Here is a 13,164-nt window from a genome sequence, read left to right as displayed (position 1 = left end):
GCCACGGCCGTCAGTGGCTGGCAGCGCGGGAAAGGTTCAAATCCTTATCCTCCCGCAGGTGCGTGGCTGTCGAGGGCGAAACGGCGCTCTTCGCTTTGTCGATAAAAAGCAACGTTTCGTCGTCGTTTCATGAACCGATACGCGCTTCCGCCGAACAGAATAAAGCCATTAGCTAATGGCCCGGCCCCTTTCCCCCTCGGGGCCGGTTATCAACACTGGAGGAACAGATGCGCCGTTTGATGGCTCCGGCCTTGCTTGCCGTTGCTCTGCTGGCTCCGATGAGCAATGCCCAGCCGCCCGAATGGACCGGCGCGCAGACCGTCTCGGTGGAGCTTTCCAACTTCAAGTTCACCCCGGCGACGCTGACGCTGCAACATGGTGTGGTCTATCGCCTCCGCTTGTCCAACACCTCGTCCGGCGGGCATGATTTCGTCGCCAAGGAGTTCTTCGCCGGGGCCAGCATCGCACCGGAGGATCGCGCCAAGATCAGGAATGGCGGGATCGACGTGGATGGGAAGGAGACGGTCGAGGTGCGGCTCGTGGCCGGGCAGCCGGGCACCTACAAGAGCCACTGCTCCCACTTCATGCACAGCAGCTTCGGCATGACCGGAACGATCGTCGTCCGGTAATCAGCGCCGGAACAGGTCGGGTCGCTGCTCGGCGAGCCCGGCCATCACCGCGCGCGCCATCGCGAGATCGGCGCGCGCGTCGGGGTGTCCATCGTCGGCAATCCGCCATGCTGGATCAATCCGCACGCGGACATAGGGAATCCCCGCTTCATCCAGCACGCGATGGGTGATGGCGCGTTCGGCCGGCAGCTCCGGTCCGAAGCCCGGCACGAGGATCAGCGCGGCCGCCCCGCGCATCCGCGCTGCCCGCACCGTCGCTTCCAGTACCGCGCGCGTCATGGCGATGCCGTCGTCGATGCGCTGCGTGGCGTGATAGAGCACGACATTCTTCGCGAGCCGCTGCAAGCGCCACGTATGTTGTGCCGGGTGCCAGCGGAGCGCGGCATCGAGATGCGGGCGATCTTCATCGAGATTGCGCTCCATCAGCGTCGGCGCGAACAGCGCGACCACGGCTCTGGGCTGCTGGAAGCGCGGCAACTCCCGTGCGAGCTTGAGATAGGATTGATCGCTGCCATAGCCGTTGACGGCGAGATTGGCGCTCTGGAAGCCGGTGGCGGCCTCGATCCGTCCGGCGAGCGTTTCGTCCCAGTTCAGCCGGAAGCCGAGCATGATCGACTCGCCGGTGAAGAGGATCGTCGGCCGCGCTGGATCGAGCCGCCGGTCCGGCGCGGCGATCCGGCGGCCATCGGCATCGACGGCATAGGCGATGCGTTGTCCGTTGAACGGATCGATCCCCACGCGGCCCGGCATATTGTCCCAGCCGAGGCGGGCATCGGCGACGCGCCGGGGCTCCTCGGTGGCGGCCCAGCGGTCGATGCCCTGCCATGCGGCGGTCCGCAGCGCCGCTTCGCACGCAAGGCCGCTCAGCAGGATCGCGATCAGGACCAGTATGGACCGGATCGCGAGTTCCCGTCCGAAGCCGCGCCGTATCCGGCTGGCCGCCCACGGCCGGGCGATCAGGATCAATGCGACACCGAGCAGCAGCGCGCCGATGCGCTCCACCCGCCACCACAGGAGCTGCTGGCCCTGCGACAGGAACATGTGGGGCAGCACATGGCGATCCAGCCAGTGCCGGTCGGTCCGTGCGGCGATCAGGATCACGCCGAGCCCGGCGGATGTCAGCAAGGCTTCGGCGATCCGCGCGCCGGGATGGGCTGATTGCTGTTGCAGCCCGCGCATCACTGCGCGACGAAGGTGAAGACGCCGTAGCGCATCGCTCCCGTCCGATAGGCGAGGATCAGGCGCGGCAGGCTCAGGGCGAAGCGGCGGTTGCGGGCACGCACCACCTGTGACCGGATCGCGGGATCGGCCAGCAGCGCGCGCAGGAAACGGGCGGCGCAGATCGTCCATGTGCGGGCCACCGCTGCACTGATGTCACGATAATCAGCGCAGAGGAATCCGGCCTGTCCGGCCATCGCGCGATAGTCGCTTGCGCGGCCGAGCGAGGGCAGGCGGCCTTCCTCGCAGATGGGCTCCAGAAGATGGCGGATTTCCCAGCGGCGCGGCGCTTCGGTGGCGAGCCACGCGCAGACGACGAGCCGCGTGCCGGGCTTCAGCACGCGACGCGCCTCGGCGAAGAAGCGCTGCTTGTCGGCCATGTGTTCCGAACTCTCGATGGCATAGGCGCCGTCGAAGGCCGCATCGGGCAGGCCGTTCGCCATCCAGTCGCGGCGGAGCAGCGTGACGTTTGCAGCCGGGGACGCAGCCACGATCTGCGCGGCGGAAAGGGTGAGGCCCGTCACCGTCGCGCCACGCTTCGCGAAATGCCGCGCGGTCGCGCCATAGCCGCAGCCGATGTCGACAAGGCGATCGCCCGCCCCGAAACCCAGCCGCTCGCCCACGAGATCGCTCAGCGCCACCACCGCTTCGGCGGGGCTTTCGCGGCTCGTTGCCCAGTAGCCGTGATGGACGTGCTCGCCCCACAGCGCGCTATAGATCAGGTCCAGTTCGTCATAATGATCGGCCACGGCGGCGGGCGTCTGAGGCTCGGGGGGCCGGATCAGGCCGCGCATTCCCCTTTCCATGTCCCTAGAAGAAACGTCAGGAGGAGCCATGACCACGCTCGCAATTCGATGCCGCACGGAAGAGCAGATGGACGCGCTGGATCTCGATCCCGAGACCTATGCCGAGGTTCTGCGCGACCTGTCGCGCGTCAATCGCTGGACATTCACCGCCCATCCGACGCTCGCCTATCTCGAACGGGCGACGAAGGGGTTAACCCGCTTCCGCCTGCTGGACGTGGGCTTCGGCGCGGGCGACATGCTGCGTGCGATCGCCGGTTGGGCGAAGAAGCGCGGCATCGTGGCCGATCTGGTGGGCGTCGATCTCAATCCGCGCAGCGAAGGGATCGCCCGTGCCGCGACGCCTGCCGATCTCGCCATCGACTACCGGACGGGTGATTATCACGACGTCGAAGGACCGATCGACTTCATCATCAGCAGCCAGGTCACGCATCACATGACCGACGCGCAGCTCCATGAATTCATCCGCCATATGGAGGCACGGTCGGCTCGCGGCTGGCTGATCTCCGATCTGCACCGCCACTGGTTCGCCCATGGCGGCTTTCCCCTGCTGGCGCGGCTGATGCGGGTTCACCGGATCGTCCGCGAGGATGGCACGCTTTCCATCGCGCGGAGCTTCCGTCCGGACGAGTGGCGGTCGATCCTCGAAGAGGTGGGCGTCTCGCCGAGCTGGGTGACGATTGCACGGCGTTTCCCGTTCCGCCTCACCGTCGAGCGCATTCGCTGAGGCGGCGGGGCGCATCACGCCCCCCGGAAAGCGAAACCTTCGGCGGCCAGGCCGGGGCCGAAGGCCAGCGCCACGCCGTCCGAGGGCGCGGGGCGTTCCATCAGGTCGGCCAGCACGAACATCAGCGTCGCCGAAGACATGTTGCCGAAGCGCCGAAGCACCGAGCGCGAAGGCGCCAGCGCATCCTCGGGGAGCCCGAGTGCCGTCTCCACCGCATCGAGGATCGACCGGCCACCGGCATGGACCGCCCATGTCAGCTCGTCGGCGCGCCGGCCATCGAGGATACGCTGGCGGGTGTCCGGATCGTGGAGAGCGCCGGCGATCCGGCCGGGGACTTCGCCGGACAGGTGCATCTCGAAACCCTCGTCGCCGATCGTCCAGCGGATGAGGTCGCGGCTGTCGGGCAGGGCGACGGCGAAGAAGCGCTCGATGGCAAGCGCCGAGGGCTCCGCGCTGACGATCGCGGCGGCTGCGCCGTCGGCGAACTGGAGCATGGCCAGCAGCGGCTCAATCTCGCCCGTTTCGATCAGGTGGAGCGTCGACAGCTCGACGGTGACGACCAGCACGCGCGCCCGCGGTTCGGATCGCGCGATATGATGCGCCACGCGCAGCGCCGAGACCGCCGCGTAGCAGCCCATGAAGCCCACCAGCGTCCGCTCGATACCGGGATCGAGGCCGAGCCTGTCCGTGATGATCTGGTCGACGCCGGGGGCGACGAAGCCGGTGCAACTCGCCACCACAAGGTGAGTGACGCCCTCGATCGACACCTTCTCCTTCAGCGCCTCGACGGCATCGAGCGCCAGCGCCGGTGCAGCCTCGGCGTAGAAGGCCATGCGCCGTCCCGTGGAGGGCAGGCGGTTGCCCGCGTAGAAGCCGCCCGGCTCCACGGGCGAGCCTCCACCCGACGCACGCGGCAGGACGGACCAGCGATGCTCGATGCCGGACCGCGCCGCCATTCGCCGGAACAGCGCCTGTCCGCGCGGGTCCGCGATCCTGGATGATGCCCATGCGATGAAGGGCGCATGGACGTCATGCGTGGGCACGGCGGTGCCGATGGCGTGGATGTGGGCGGTGGGTTGCACGATACTCTACCTCACGCGTTGCGGGCCGTTCCGGTCATAAGATGCGCGCAACGCCCTGCCAGCCCGCGCGCATATTCTTTGTTACCGGCGGAAGGTTTTTGGTTCATTCCGCCGGCTGTCAGCTTGCTGGACGGCGCATTGAACCTCCACGCGGCCACCCGCCACTAAGGGGATAACGCCCTGAAGCGGCGTCCGATGCGGTGGGGTAAGGCGTTGATGTCGTCCACGCGATCATATGGCGAGCAGCATGGCGTTGGCGGACTGAATCTGTCCGCCCTGCTTCGTCCCCTTTACTGGGCCGTCTGGCTCGACCCCCGGCGCCGGGCGCGCAAGCTGCTCCAGTTCGCCCGGGTGGAAGGCGACGGCGGCCGCGATCTGGTGCGCGCGGCGGAATTGACGGGCGACCCCATGCTCCGTCGCAAGCTCTTCGCCCATGCCCGCGACGAGGCTCGCCACGCTGCGCTGTTTCGCGCGCGGGGGCTGGCCTTGCGGAAGACCGTCGCTGGTGGCGCTGGCGATCCGGGCATGGCCGACTGGATGGCGCCCGGCGAGCGCGGCCTCGACGATCTGCGCGTGGATCGGGAGAGCGATGCTTCGCTGCTCGCCTTCATCCACCTGTCGGAAGCCACCGCTGCGCGGGACTTCGCACATTATCGCAGCGTGCTCGGCCATGACCCGGCGACCCGCGCGCTGTTCGACCGTATCCTGCGCGACGAGGAATCCCACATGCGCTATTCGCTCGCGGAGCTGGACCGTGTGGCGCCGGGGCAGCGCCGGTGGCTGCTGTGGAAGGCACGGCTCAGGCGGTTGTGGAAGGCCTATCTCCGGCTGGCGACGGCGATTGCGGGCGTGATGGCGGCGATCATCCTCACCGCGCAATATTTCCTGCTGTTACCGCCCTTCGCGCTCCTCGCCCGCCGCGCCGCCCGTCGTGAGGCGCCGGGTTGGATCATGCGTGGCCCCGCTCCCGCAAAAGAGGCAGGCCAGCGATGAATATCCTCGGCATTTCGGCCCATTATCATGACTCGGCAGCCGCGCTGCTGATCGGCGGCCAGCCGGTCGCCGCGGTGCAGGAGGAGCGGCTCTCCCGCCGCAAGAATGACGCGGCCTTTCCGATCGGCGCGATTGAATGGTGCCTCGATCATGCCGGTCTGGAGCCCGACGACCTCGACGCCGTGATCTTCTACGAGCGGCCGACGCTCAAGTTCGATCGCATCCTGACGACCATGCTGCGCAGCTTCCCCCATTCGTGGCGGGCCTTTCCCAAGGCGATGAAGAACATGCTCGGCGAAAAGCTCTGGGTGCGCGGATTGATCGCCTCGGAACTGGGCGTGCCGGTACGGAAGGTGCAGTGCATCGAGCATCACCAGTCCCACGCCGCCGCCGCCTTCCTCACAGCGCCGACGCGCGAGGCGGCGATCCTGACGGCCGATGGCGTCGGCGAATGGGCGACGCTGACCGTGGGGCGGGGCGTGAAGAATGGCGACGGATCGGCCTCCATCTCCCTGCTGCGCGAGCTGCGTTTTCCCCATTCGCTGGGGCTGCTCTATTCGGCCTTCACTGCCTTCCTCGGCTTCGCGGTGAACGAGGGCGAGTATAAGGTGATGGGGCTGGCCTCCTACGGCACGCCCAGCCGCGTCGACGACGTACGGCGCGTGATCCGGCGAACGGCGGACGGCGCGTTCGCGCTCGATCTCGATTATTTCGAATTTCACAGCAGCGTCGAAAGCGCCTTCTCGCGCCGCTTCGTCGATCTTTTCGGCCCTCCGCGCAGCCCTTACGACCCGATCGACCTCTCCAGCGCCGAAGGCCGCCGTTTCGCGGACATCGCCGCCAGCGTGCAACGCGTGCTGGAGGACATACTCGTCGATATCGCCCGTGCGCTCCATCGCGAGACGGGGTTGCCGGACCTCTGTCTCGGGGGAGGCGTGGCGTTGAACGGCGTGGCAAACGCACGCCTCCTTCGGGACTCCGGGTTCGAGCGTCTGTTCGTGCCCCCTGCGCCGGGGGATGCCGGCTGCGCGCTCGGTGCCGCGCTCTATGCCGATCGCATCCTGTTCGGGCGGCCGCATCGCGAGATCCCGGATCATCCCTATTGGGGCCCCGCTGTCGATCCGGCCACACTGGCCAGACTGGCGCGCGAGGACGGTTTCCCGGTGGAGACCGTCGGCGGCGGGCAGATGCTGAAGGATGTCGCCGACGAGATCGTGGAGGGCGCCGTCGTCGGCTGGATGGACGGCGCGATGGAGTTCGGGCCGCGGGCGCTCGGCAACCGCAGCATCCTGGCCGCGCCGCATGACGGGCGGATGCGTGACCGGCTGAACCGCGACATCAAGTTCCGCGAGGAATTCCGCCCCTTCGCGCCGGTGGTGACGGTGGAGGAGGCCGATCGCTTCTTCATCCTGCCGCCCGGCGGGGTGCGGCTGGCGCGCTTCATGTCGGGGGTCTTCCCGGTGCGGCCCGAATGGCGCGATCGGCTTGCGGCGGTGACGCATGTCGACGGGACGGCGCGGGTGCAGGCGGTCGATATCGGCATGGCGCCCCGGCTCCACGCCCTGCTCCAGGCTTATGGCCGGCGGAGCGGCATGCCCGTGCTGCTCAACACCTCGTTCAACCTCGCAGGCGAGCCGATCGTGAACAGCGCGGCCGAGGGCTATTCCACCTTCCGCCGCAGTCGCATCGATCTGCTCGTGGCCGGGGATGTTCGTGTCCGCAAGCAACGGCAATCGCAGGATATGAGCCTGGAGGAGGTCGCATGATCAGGAAAAGTGGCCGTATCAGGCGGCAGTTGATCGTCTTCGGCAGCAGCTTCGGCACCACTGCCGATCTCGCGCAGGGGCTGTGGCGAGGCGGGAGCGGCCGGCGCTGGATGATCCCGCTGGTCGTCTTTCTCTGCCTGACCGGCGTCGTGCTGACATTGGCCGCGAGTGTCGAGGCGCTGGCTCCCTTCGTCTATTCGATCTTCTAAATGGACGATCGATTCCGGGCGCTGCTCGCATGCCCGGTCTGCGGCGGGCCATTGTCGGCTGGCTGGCGTTGCGGGCGCTGCGGCGCGGCCTTCGATGCGCCCAACGGGGTGCCGGCGCTCCGCCTTCCGGGAGACGCGCGGACGGAGGCTGTCCGCCAATTCTATGCGGAGGCGCCTTTCCCCGGTTATCCGCCGCATGCCACGCTCGACTGGTTAAGGGCGCGGGCCAGCCGGAGCCCGTTCGCGCGGATGCTCGATGCCGCCATCCCCGGCGATGCGCGCATCGTCGAAGTCGGCTGCGGGACGGGGCAGATGAGCCTCTATCTCGCCCGGGCCGACCGCGTCGTGATCGGTGCCGATCTCACCCGTGCCTCGCTGCTGCTGGGCGCGGATGCGGCGCGGCGCTTCGGGATCGAGGACGTGCTGTTCGTCGAGAGCGATCTAGTGCGGCCGGGCTTGAGAGAAGAGGCATTCGACGTCGTCTATTGCTCGGGCGTGCTCCACCATACGCGGGACCCGCGCGGTGCCTTCTCACGCGTGGCGCGGCTGGCACGGCCGGGCGGGATGATCGTGATCGGCCTCTACAATGCCGCCGCGCGCCTGCCGTTGCGCCTACGCCGCGTCGTCGCCCGGCTGAGCCGAGAGCGCTGGATACCAGGCGATCCGGTGCTGGCCGATCGCGCCGCCGAACCCGAGCGGCGCGAGGCATGGCTGCGCGATCAATATCGCCACCCGGAGGAGCACCGTCATACGCTCGGAGAGGTGCGGCGCTGGTTCCGCGCCAATGCGGTCGAATATGTCCGCGCCTTTCCCAGCGCATTGTTGCACGAGGACGAGGAAGACGGCCTCTTCTCGTCCCAGCCCGGCGGCTGGTGGCTGGAAGAATGGCTGGTGCAGATCGGCTGGGCGCGTGTTCTTGCAGGAGAAGGGGGGCTGTTTCTCGTCATCGGGCGCCGCTCGGAAAACGGGGTATCGCCGCAAGGGGAATGATCGATCCGGCCGTCGGCGAGCGGATCAGGTCGCGGTGAAGCCGGCGATCGGGAAATCGGGCCGGTTGCCCGATTTGCGCCAATAATCGGTCAGCCCGATTTCCCGGATGATCGATGCCGTCCGCGGATCGGCGCGCAGGCCAGCCATGGACGGCAACCAGAGCATCCAGGTGGGCCGGTTACGCCGTTCCGAATAGAGGCCCTGCTCCTTGCCGAAGGATCGATTCCCCACATCGAATCCGCGGTTGAAATAGAGCGCGTTCAAAATCGCCAGTGCATCATCCAGCCGCCCCACCGCCGAGAAGAAACGGACGGCGTTCTCCGCTACGCCCACCGCCTGGTGCGCCCAGTTCCAATAGAGCGCGGCCGCAGCATCGATATCCGCTTTCGACCGCGTCATGAGCGCGCGGGCCTCGGCGGCAGACAGATTGAAGTCCCAGTCCGGCAGGCCGGTCGGCCGATGCTCCTCGTCCTCCACCATCGCGAGCGCGGCGGCTGCGCGGCCCGAATAGGTTAGCAGGAGCAGCCGCGTGAACCATGTGCCGACATGGCGCGGCCATTGCTGGAAGGCGTAATCGCTGGCGGCATCGGCGTCATCAAGCCGGCCGAGGCACAAGTTGCTGCACACGAGGCAGCTATAGAGCCAGGGCCAGGACCGGTCTCTGCTCACCAGCCGCCGGGTGACGGCGTTAAGCTCATGGATGCGGCCGACGTTCGACATCAGATCGATATGGAGCAGGCCGATGCCCACCTGATCGGGATGGCGCGCGAAGACGGTTTTGCTGGCAGCGTCATAAGCCAGCCAGTTGCGGAACTGGGGTTGCAGCGTCGCCAGCGTGGCCTGAGCGTCGCCATTGTCGGGATCAAGGCGAAGCGCTTTCCCGGCGGCATCCCGCGCGCGCTGGGCATTGAGGCTGGCCTCCTGCCCATGGGTGAACCAGTAAAGCCAGCGATAGGCCAGCGCGAGGCTGCCCCAGGGCCCGGCTGCACGAGGCGCCAGTTCGGTCGCCTGATGGAAGGCGGCGACCGCGGTGCTGAGATCGTCAAGCGTCAGGAGCCTGAACGCATGCATGCCGCGCTCCATCGCTTCGCGGGCGGAGGCGGGGAGGGGCCATCGGCCATAGCCCCACCACGCGCCGCCCGCGAGCATCAGGCTGCCAGCGGCCGCGCCCGCCAGCACGGCCCGGCGTGTCGGACGGGCGATCGAGATCGCTTCGTCTCTACCGAAGCGCGGTCCCGTCAGCCCGAGGATCGAGCGTCTGGTGGCCGTCTCCTCGATGGTAGGCCCCAGTTCGACAAGCCGGTAGCCGATCCGCGTGATCGTCTCGATCCGGAAGGAGCCTCGGCCGATACCCTCGGCCACCCGCCGCAGCCGGGAAAGCACGCGATTGATCGCGTCCTCGCCGACTATCCGGCCTTCCCAGCAACATTCGGTGAGGTCCTCACGGCGAACGATCTCTCCGCGTGCGTCGGCCAGCGCCAGCAGTACCTGCATCACGCGCGGCTCGATCACCTCCTGCGCGCCGTCGTCCCGCCGGATGGCGCGCGTGGCCGGGGTCAGGGTCAACCCGCCGAGACGGATTGACGGAGCCAGCCCAAGATCGATGCGCGTCGCGGCCATGCGATCCCCCGTGGAAGGACGCTTCTTACCATAGTCGCCATCGGCCGAGTATCAGGTGATTATATTCTCTCCGCCCGCGCCTAGTCCTGACCGCCGGAAGGCAGAGCGGCCCCAACGCCGCGCAAGGCACGAGACATGATGAGCGCGATGGGCAGGCCGACGAGAATGCAGTGCGAGAACAGCGCGTTGCCGATGCCATAGGCCGTGTGCGGGAGCGGCATGTCCGGCCAGCGGAGCGGCCTCACGATCCAGTACATCACGATCCACAGGAGGACGCCGTAGCCGAGGCCCGCGAACACTGGGTGACGCACGAGCACAGGCGCTCGCCGCGCGTACATCGCATAGGCGGTCACCATGCACGCCATGATCGCATAGTGGACGGCTATCCCCATGATGGCCCAGCCACCGCCCTGGAGCGCCTTGTCGCCGAAGGGGCCGCTTGCGACGAAATGCAGGACGGCGAGCGGACCCATGCCCGCCAGGCCTGCGAACCCGAAGGCCGAGAGGATATCCAGCGTGCCGGCCGCGATCGTGGCTTCCACGATCGCGTTGCGGAGCGAACCGCGTCGCGGCGCGGGCCGCGTGGCTTCGGATGTCGGACCCATACCTCCTCCTCCTCCTCGATGGCTCAAACCGAAGCCTCGCACGACGCTGTGCGAGGCTTGCCGGATGTCATGGGCGGCGCGTGAAGAGATTTTTCGCGAGCATCACATGCACGCCCTTGTTGCGATCGACCAGCTCGGTGACTTCGACATCGCCCGCCACGCTGATCAGCATATAGGCGTCGTCGCGGGTCATGCCCTTGGTGGCGACGAGGAAGTCGATCATGTTCCGCAGCGCCTTGCGGGTGGCGTTGCTGAGATCGTCGTCGAAGCCCATCGCGATATAGTGGGTGGGCGTCTCCGCGCGCGGATAGGTCGATTTTTCGCCCTTGTGCAGGATGAACTGGAAGGTCCCGGTCAGCGAGGTTTCGAGCGCGGTGATGTCCACTTCGCCATTGCCCTGGCCGGCATGGCCGTCGCCGACCTGGAACAGCGCACCCGGCGCATGGACGGGCAGGAACAGGGTCGTTCCGGCGACGAGCGCCTTGTCGTCCATGTTGCCGCCGTTGATCGTGGGCGGGGCGCTGTCGTAGCGGCCGAAGGCGGCGGGCGGGGCGACGCCCATGCTGCCGAAGAAGGGGTGGAGCGGTATGTCGATGCCCGGCCCGAACCGCGCCATCATCGCCTGCCGGTCGAGCGGTATGATCTTCATCCGCGCATAGGGAAAATCGTCGGTCAGGAAGCCCGCGCCGTAGCGGAAGGCATTGTAGGCATAGGGGATCGCCAGATCGATCTTGAGGATGCGGACCTCCAGCGTATCCCCGATCTCGGCGCCCTCGATCGCGATCGGGCCGGTGAGGATATGGCCGCCCGGTCCGCGCTCCGATTGCGGCACGCCGTCGAACACGGCCTTGAGCGCAGGCTCGATGTCGGAGGGGGCCACGCCCGCCTTGGCGAGCCCGGCCGGGCTGTTGGTGAGCAGCGTGTGGACCACCACCGTGTCGCCGGACCTGACGGTGAGCACCGGCTTCGAGCTGGCGTCATAATGCCCCCAGGCGACCGTCTGCGGCGTCGGGGCCAGCTCATAGGTCGCGGCGGTCGCCGGCATCGGCGCGAGCGCGAGGAGGGCCGTTGCCAGAAGGGCTTTCTTCATTTGCTGCTCCCCGGCGCCGGGCGCGGAGGCACGCCGGCGAAGGTGACGAGACTCTCCGTGCCGGTCACGCCGAGCGCCGACACGCCGAAGAAGTGATCGTCGATATTGACGTGCGCGAGATCGAGCGACGTGGCGGAGGCCGGCACGTCGCGCTGGTCGGTCCAGGCGAAGCCGTCCGCGCGCCGCCAGCGCACTCTATAGCCGGCGGCGCCGGGCACGGGGCGCCAGTTGACATGGGTATCATCGCTGAGCGCGCCTGCGATCGACACGCCGGCCGGGGCAGCCGGCGCGCTGGCCAGCTCGCGGATGACCGCGACATTGAGCGCCGTCACGCGCGCCAGATAGGGGAAGTCGACGAACTCGATCGTATCGCCATAGCGGCGACCATTCTCGGTGCGGATCGTCTGGTGCTGCCGGTCATAATCCTCGGTCGCTTCGCTGAAGCGCACCGCCGGATAGCCAGCCTCCAGGAAGGGGATATGATCGCCGCCGCGCTGGAAACGATCGGGGCGGCGCACGGCCACCACGTCGAGCCCGATGGCCTTGTTCGCGCCGGCGACGCGCACGATCGCCTTCGCCAGCGCGCGGGAAGGCGAGTCATCCTCGCCGCCGATCGCCCGTTGCTGCTTCACGCCCGCGGCATCCGCGGCCGTCTCGATGCCCTCGCTGAACACGCGCACCCGATCGTCGACATGCTCGCCGCCGATGCCATGGGTGTTGCCGACGATGTCGTTGTTGAGCACCGCCGCGACCTTCCAGCCGCGCGCCTTGGCGGTATCCGCCAGCAGCTTGCCGCCCCAGAGACCCTGCTCTTCGCCCGAAAGCGCGGCGTAGACGATCGTCGCGGGGAATTTCTCGCGGGAGAGCAGCCGGGCGGCCTCCATCACCAGCGCCACACCGGAGGCGTCGTCATTCGCGCCGGGCGCATCGGTGGTGGCGTCCATCACGTCGTTGACGCGGCTGTCGATATGGCCCTGCACGATGATGACCCGATCCGGATCGCCCGTGCCTTTCTGTATCGCGATCACATCTTCCACGCGGACGCCGTTGGGTGCGCGGGGTCCGGAGGTGGTCGTGCCGATGGTCTCGACCGCGAGGCAATCGCCGCAGGTGCGGCCGATTTCCGTGAACCGTCCCGCAGCCCAGCGGCGGGCTGCGCCGATTCCCCGTGCCGGGTCCGTCGTCGTGGAGAGCGTATGGCGCGTGCCGAAGCTCACCAGCTTGGCGATCGTGGCGTGGAGAGCCGCGGGGTCCGGCGCGGGGGCAGGCGCGGCGGCGACGAGGAGCAGGGCGAGCAGGGGCTGTTTCATTACGCTTGTGTGTTTCACGCGCGCCGTATCCGCAACCCCATCGGCTTATGATTTGGGAACGGGCCGTGTCGCGCGATTTCCGCTAATATGGCTCGAACCGGTAAGCCGCGACGTTGTCATAT

Annotated in this window: 13 protein-coding genes; 6 read left to right on the top strand and 7 right to left on the bottom strand. The window is 67.8% G+C overall.

What is annotated here, in order from left to right:
* Positions 1-227 precede the first annotated feature (227 nt).
* Complete coding sequence (locus tag ST3T6A_RS0113770) at positions 228-629, top strand: cupredoxin domain-containing protein (RefSeq protein ID WP_019833520.1); 402 nt, start codon at positions 228-230, stop codon at positions 627-629.
* Here ST3T6A_RS0113770 and ST3T6A_RS0113765 read toward each other — a convergent pair whose 3' ends face one another.
* Positions 630-1,808 carry a hypothetical protein gene (locus ST3T6A_RS0113765; RefSeq protein ID WP_019833519.1) on the bottom strand — a complete coding sequence of 393 codons (1,179 nt, stop codon included), beginning with the start codon at positions 1,806-1,808 and terminating at the stop codon, positions 630-632.
* Positions 1,808-2,641, bottom strand: a complete 834-nt coding sequence (locus tag ST3T6A_RS0113760; RefSeq protein ID WP_019833518.1) for a methyltransferase domain-containing protein — start codon at positions 2,639-2,641, stop codon at positions 1,808-1,810. Before ST3T6A_RS0113760 ends, ST3T6A_RS0113765 begins: the two co-directional genes overlap by 1 nt.
* A gap of 40 nt (positions 2,642-2,681) precedes the next feature.
* Between ST3T6A_RS0113760 and ST3T6A_RS0113755 the strand changes: the two genes are divergently transcribed.
* The gene (locus tag ST3T6A_RS0113755) at positions 2,682-3,377 is read left to right on the top strand and encodes a methyltransferase domain-containing protein (protein ID WP_026359707.1); all 696 of its coding nucleotides are present in this window, start codon (positions 2,682-2,684) and stop codon (positions 3,375-3,377) included.
* Between the two features lie 14 nt (positions 3,378-3,391).
* On the opposite strand, the gene ST3T6A_RS0113750 is transcribed toward ST3T6A_RS0113755, so the two are convergent.
* Entirely contained in the window at positions 3,392-4,462 is a 1,071-nt protein-coding gene (locus ST3T6A_RS0113750) for a type III polyketide synthase (protein WP_443024278.1), read from the bottom strand.
* A 213-nt stretch (positions 4,463-4,675) separates the two neighbouring features.
* On the opposite strand from ST3T6A_RS0113750, the gene ST3T6A_RS0113745 reads away from it, so the two are divergent.
* Genes ST3T6A_RS0113745 through ST3T6A_RS0113730 form a run of 4 tightly spaced genes read left to right on the top strand, consistent with a single transcriptional unit; the run spans position 4,676 to position 8,417 of the window.
* On the top strand, positions 4,676-5,452 hold the full coding sequence (locus ST3T6A_RS0113745; protein ID WP_019833515.1) for a hypothetical protein: 777 nt from the start codon (positions 4,676-4,678) through the stop codon (positions 5,450-5,452).
* Complete coding sequence (locus tag ST3T6A_RS0113740; protein ID WP_019833514.1) at positions 5,449-7,218, top strand: carbamoyltransferase family protein; 1,770 nt, start codon at positions 5,449-5,451, stop codon at positions 7,216-7,218. The genes ST3T6A_RS0113745 and ST3T6A_RS0113740 overlap by 4 nt, the downstream gene beginning before the upstream one ends.
* Entirely contained in the window at positions 7,215-7,427 is a 213-nt protein-coding gene (locus ST3T6A_RS0113735; protein ID WP_037538438.1) for a DUF5989 family protein, read from the top strand. Before ST3T6A_RS0113740 ends, ST3T6A_RS0113735 begins: the two co-directional genes overlap by 4 nt.
* The gene (locus ST3T6A_RS0113730) at positions 7,428-8,417 is read left to right on the top strand and encodes a methyltransferase domain-containing protein (RefSeq protein WP_019833512.1); all 990 of its coding nucleotides are present in this window, start codon (positions 7,428-7,430) and stop codon (positions 8,415-8,417) included.
* A gap of 24 nt (positions 8,418-8,441) precedes the next feature.
* On the opposite strand, the gene ST3T6A_RS0113725 is transcribed toward ST3T6A_RS0113730, so the two are convergent.
* The 4 genes from ST3T6A_RS0113725 to ST3T6A_RS0113710 form a co-directional block, all read right to left on the bottom strand.
* Positions 8,442-10,037 (bottom strand): winged helix-turn-helix domain-containing protein, encoded by a 1,596-nt coding sequence (locus ST3T6A_RS0113725; RefSeq protein ID WP_019833511.1) that lies wholly within the window; start codon positions 10,035-10,037, stop codon positions 8,442-8,444.
* 80 nt (positions 10,038-10,117) lie between these two features.
* Positions 10,118-10,642 (bottom strand): hypothetical protein, encoded by a 525-nt coding sequence (locus tag ST3T6A_RS20210; protein ID WP_019833510.1) that lies wholly within the window; start codon positions 10,640-10,642, stop codon positions 10,118-10,120.
* Positions 10,643-10,709: 67 nt separating this feature from the next.
* Positions 10,710-11,732 carry an acetamidase/formamidase family protein gene (locus ST3T6A_RS0113715; RefSeq protein WP_019833509.1) on the bottom strand — a complete coding sequence of 341 codons (1,023 nt, stop codon included), beginning with the start codon at positions 11,730-11,732 and terminating at the stop codon, positions 10,710-10,712.
* Positions 11,729-13,042: a M20/M25/M40 family metallo-hydrolase gene (locus ST3T6A_RS0113710; protein WP_019833508.1), complete on the bottom strand. Its 1,314-nt coding sequence runs from the start codon at positions 13,040-13,042 to the stop codon at positions 11,729-11,731. Before ST3T6A_RS0113710 ends, ST3T6A_RS0113715 begins: the two co-directional genes overlap by 4 nt.
* Between the last annotated feature and the right edge of the window lie 122 nt (positions 13,043-13,164).

Source organism: Sphingomonas sp. PR090111-T3T-6A (genome assembly GCF_000383095.1).
GTDB lineage: Bacteria > Pseudomonadota > Alphaproteobacteria > Sphingomonadales > Sphingomonadaceae > Solisphingomonas.
The sequence above is the reverse complement of the archived record's forward strand: the minus strand, read 5'-3'. Positions and strand labels throughout refer to the sequence as shown.

What these genes read in the sequence shown, in the direction of transcription:
- ST3T6A_RS0113770 (WP_019833520.1), top strand. Translation starts at nt 228, where the DNA reads ATGCGCCGTTTGATGGCTCCGGCCTTGCTTGCCGTTGCTCTGCTGGCT.
- ST3T6A_RS0113765 (WP_019833519.1), bottom strand. Translation starts at nt 1,808, where the DNA reads ATGCGCGGGCTGCAACAGCAATCAGCCCATCCCGGCGCGCGGATCGCC.
- ST3T6A_RS0113760 (WP_019833518.1), bottom strand. Translation starts at nt 2,641, where the DNA reads ATGCGCGGCCTGATCCGGCCCCCCGAGCCTCAGACGCCCGCCGCCGTG.
- ST3T6A_RS0113755 (WP_026359707.1), top strand. Translation starts at nt 2,682, where the DNA reads ATGACCACGCTCGCAATTCGATGCCGCACGGAAGAGCAGATGGACGCG.
- ST3T6A_RS0113745 (WP_019833515.1), top strand. Translation starts at nt 4,676, where the DNA reads ATGTCGTCCACGCGATCATATGGCGAGCAGCATGGCGTTGGCGGACTG.
- ST3T6A_RS0113740 (WP_019833514.1), top strand. Translation starts at nt 5,449, where the DNA reads ATGAATATCCTCGGCATTTCGGCCCATTATCATGACTCGGCAGCCGCG.
- ST3T6A_RS0113735 (WP_037538438.1), top strand. Translation starts at nt 7,215, where the DNA reads ATGATCAGGAAAAGTGGCCGTATCAGGCGGCAGTTGATCGTCTTCGGC.
- ST3T6A_RS0113730 (WP_019833512.1), top strand. Translation starts at nt 7,428, where the DNA reads ATGGACGATCGATTCCGGGCGCTGCTCGCATGCCCGGTCTGCGGCGGG.
- ST3T6A_RS0113725 (WP_019833511.1), bottom strand. Translation starts at nt 10,037, where the DNA reads ATGGCCGCGACGCGCATCGATCTTGGGCTGGCTCCGTCAATCCGTCTC.
- ST3T6A_RS20210 (WP_019833510.1), bottom strand. Translation starts at nt 10,642, where the DNA reads ATGGGTCCGACATCCGAAGCCACGCGGCCCGCGCCGCGACGCGGTTCG.
- ST3T6A_RS0113715 (WP_019833509.1), bottom strand. Translation starts at nt 11,732, where the DNA reads ATGAAGAAAGCCCTTCTGGCAACGGCCCTCCTCGCGCTCGCGCCGATG.
- ST3T6A_RS0113710 (WP_019833508.1), bottom strand. Translation starts at nt 13,042, where the DNA reads ATGAAACAGCCCCTGCTCGCCCTGCTCCTCGTCGCCGCCGCGCCTGCC.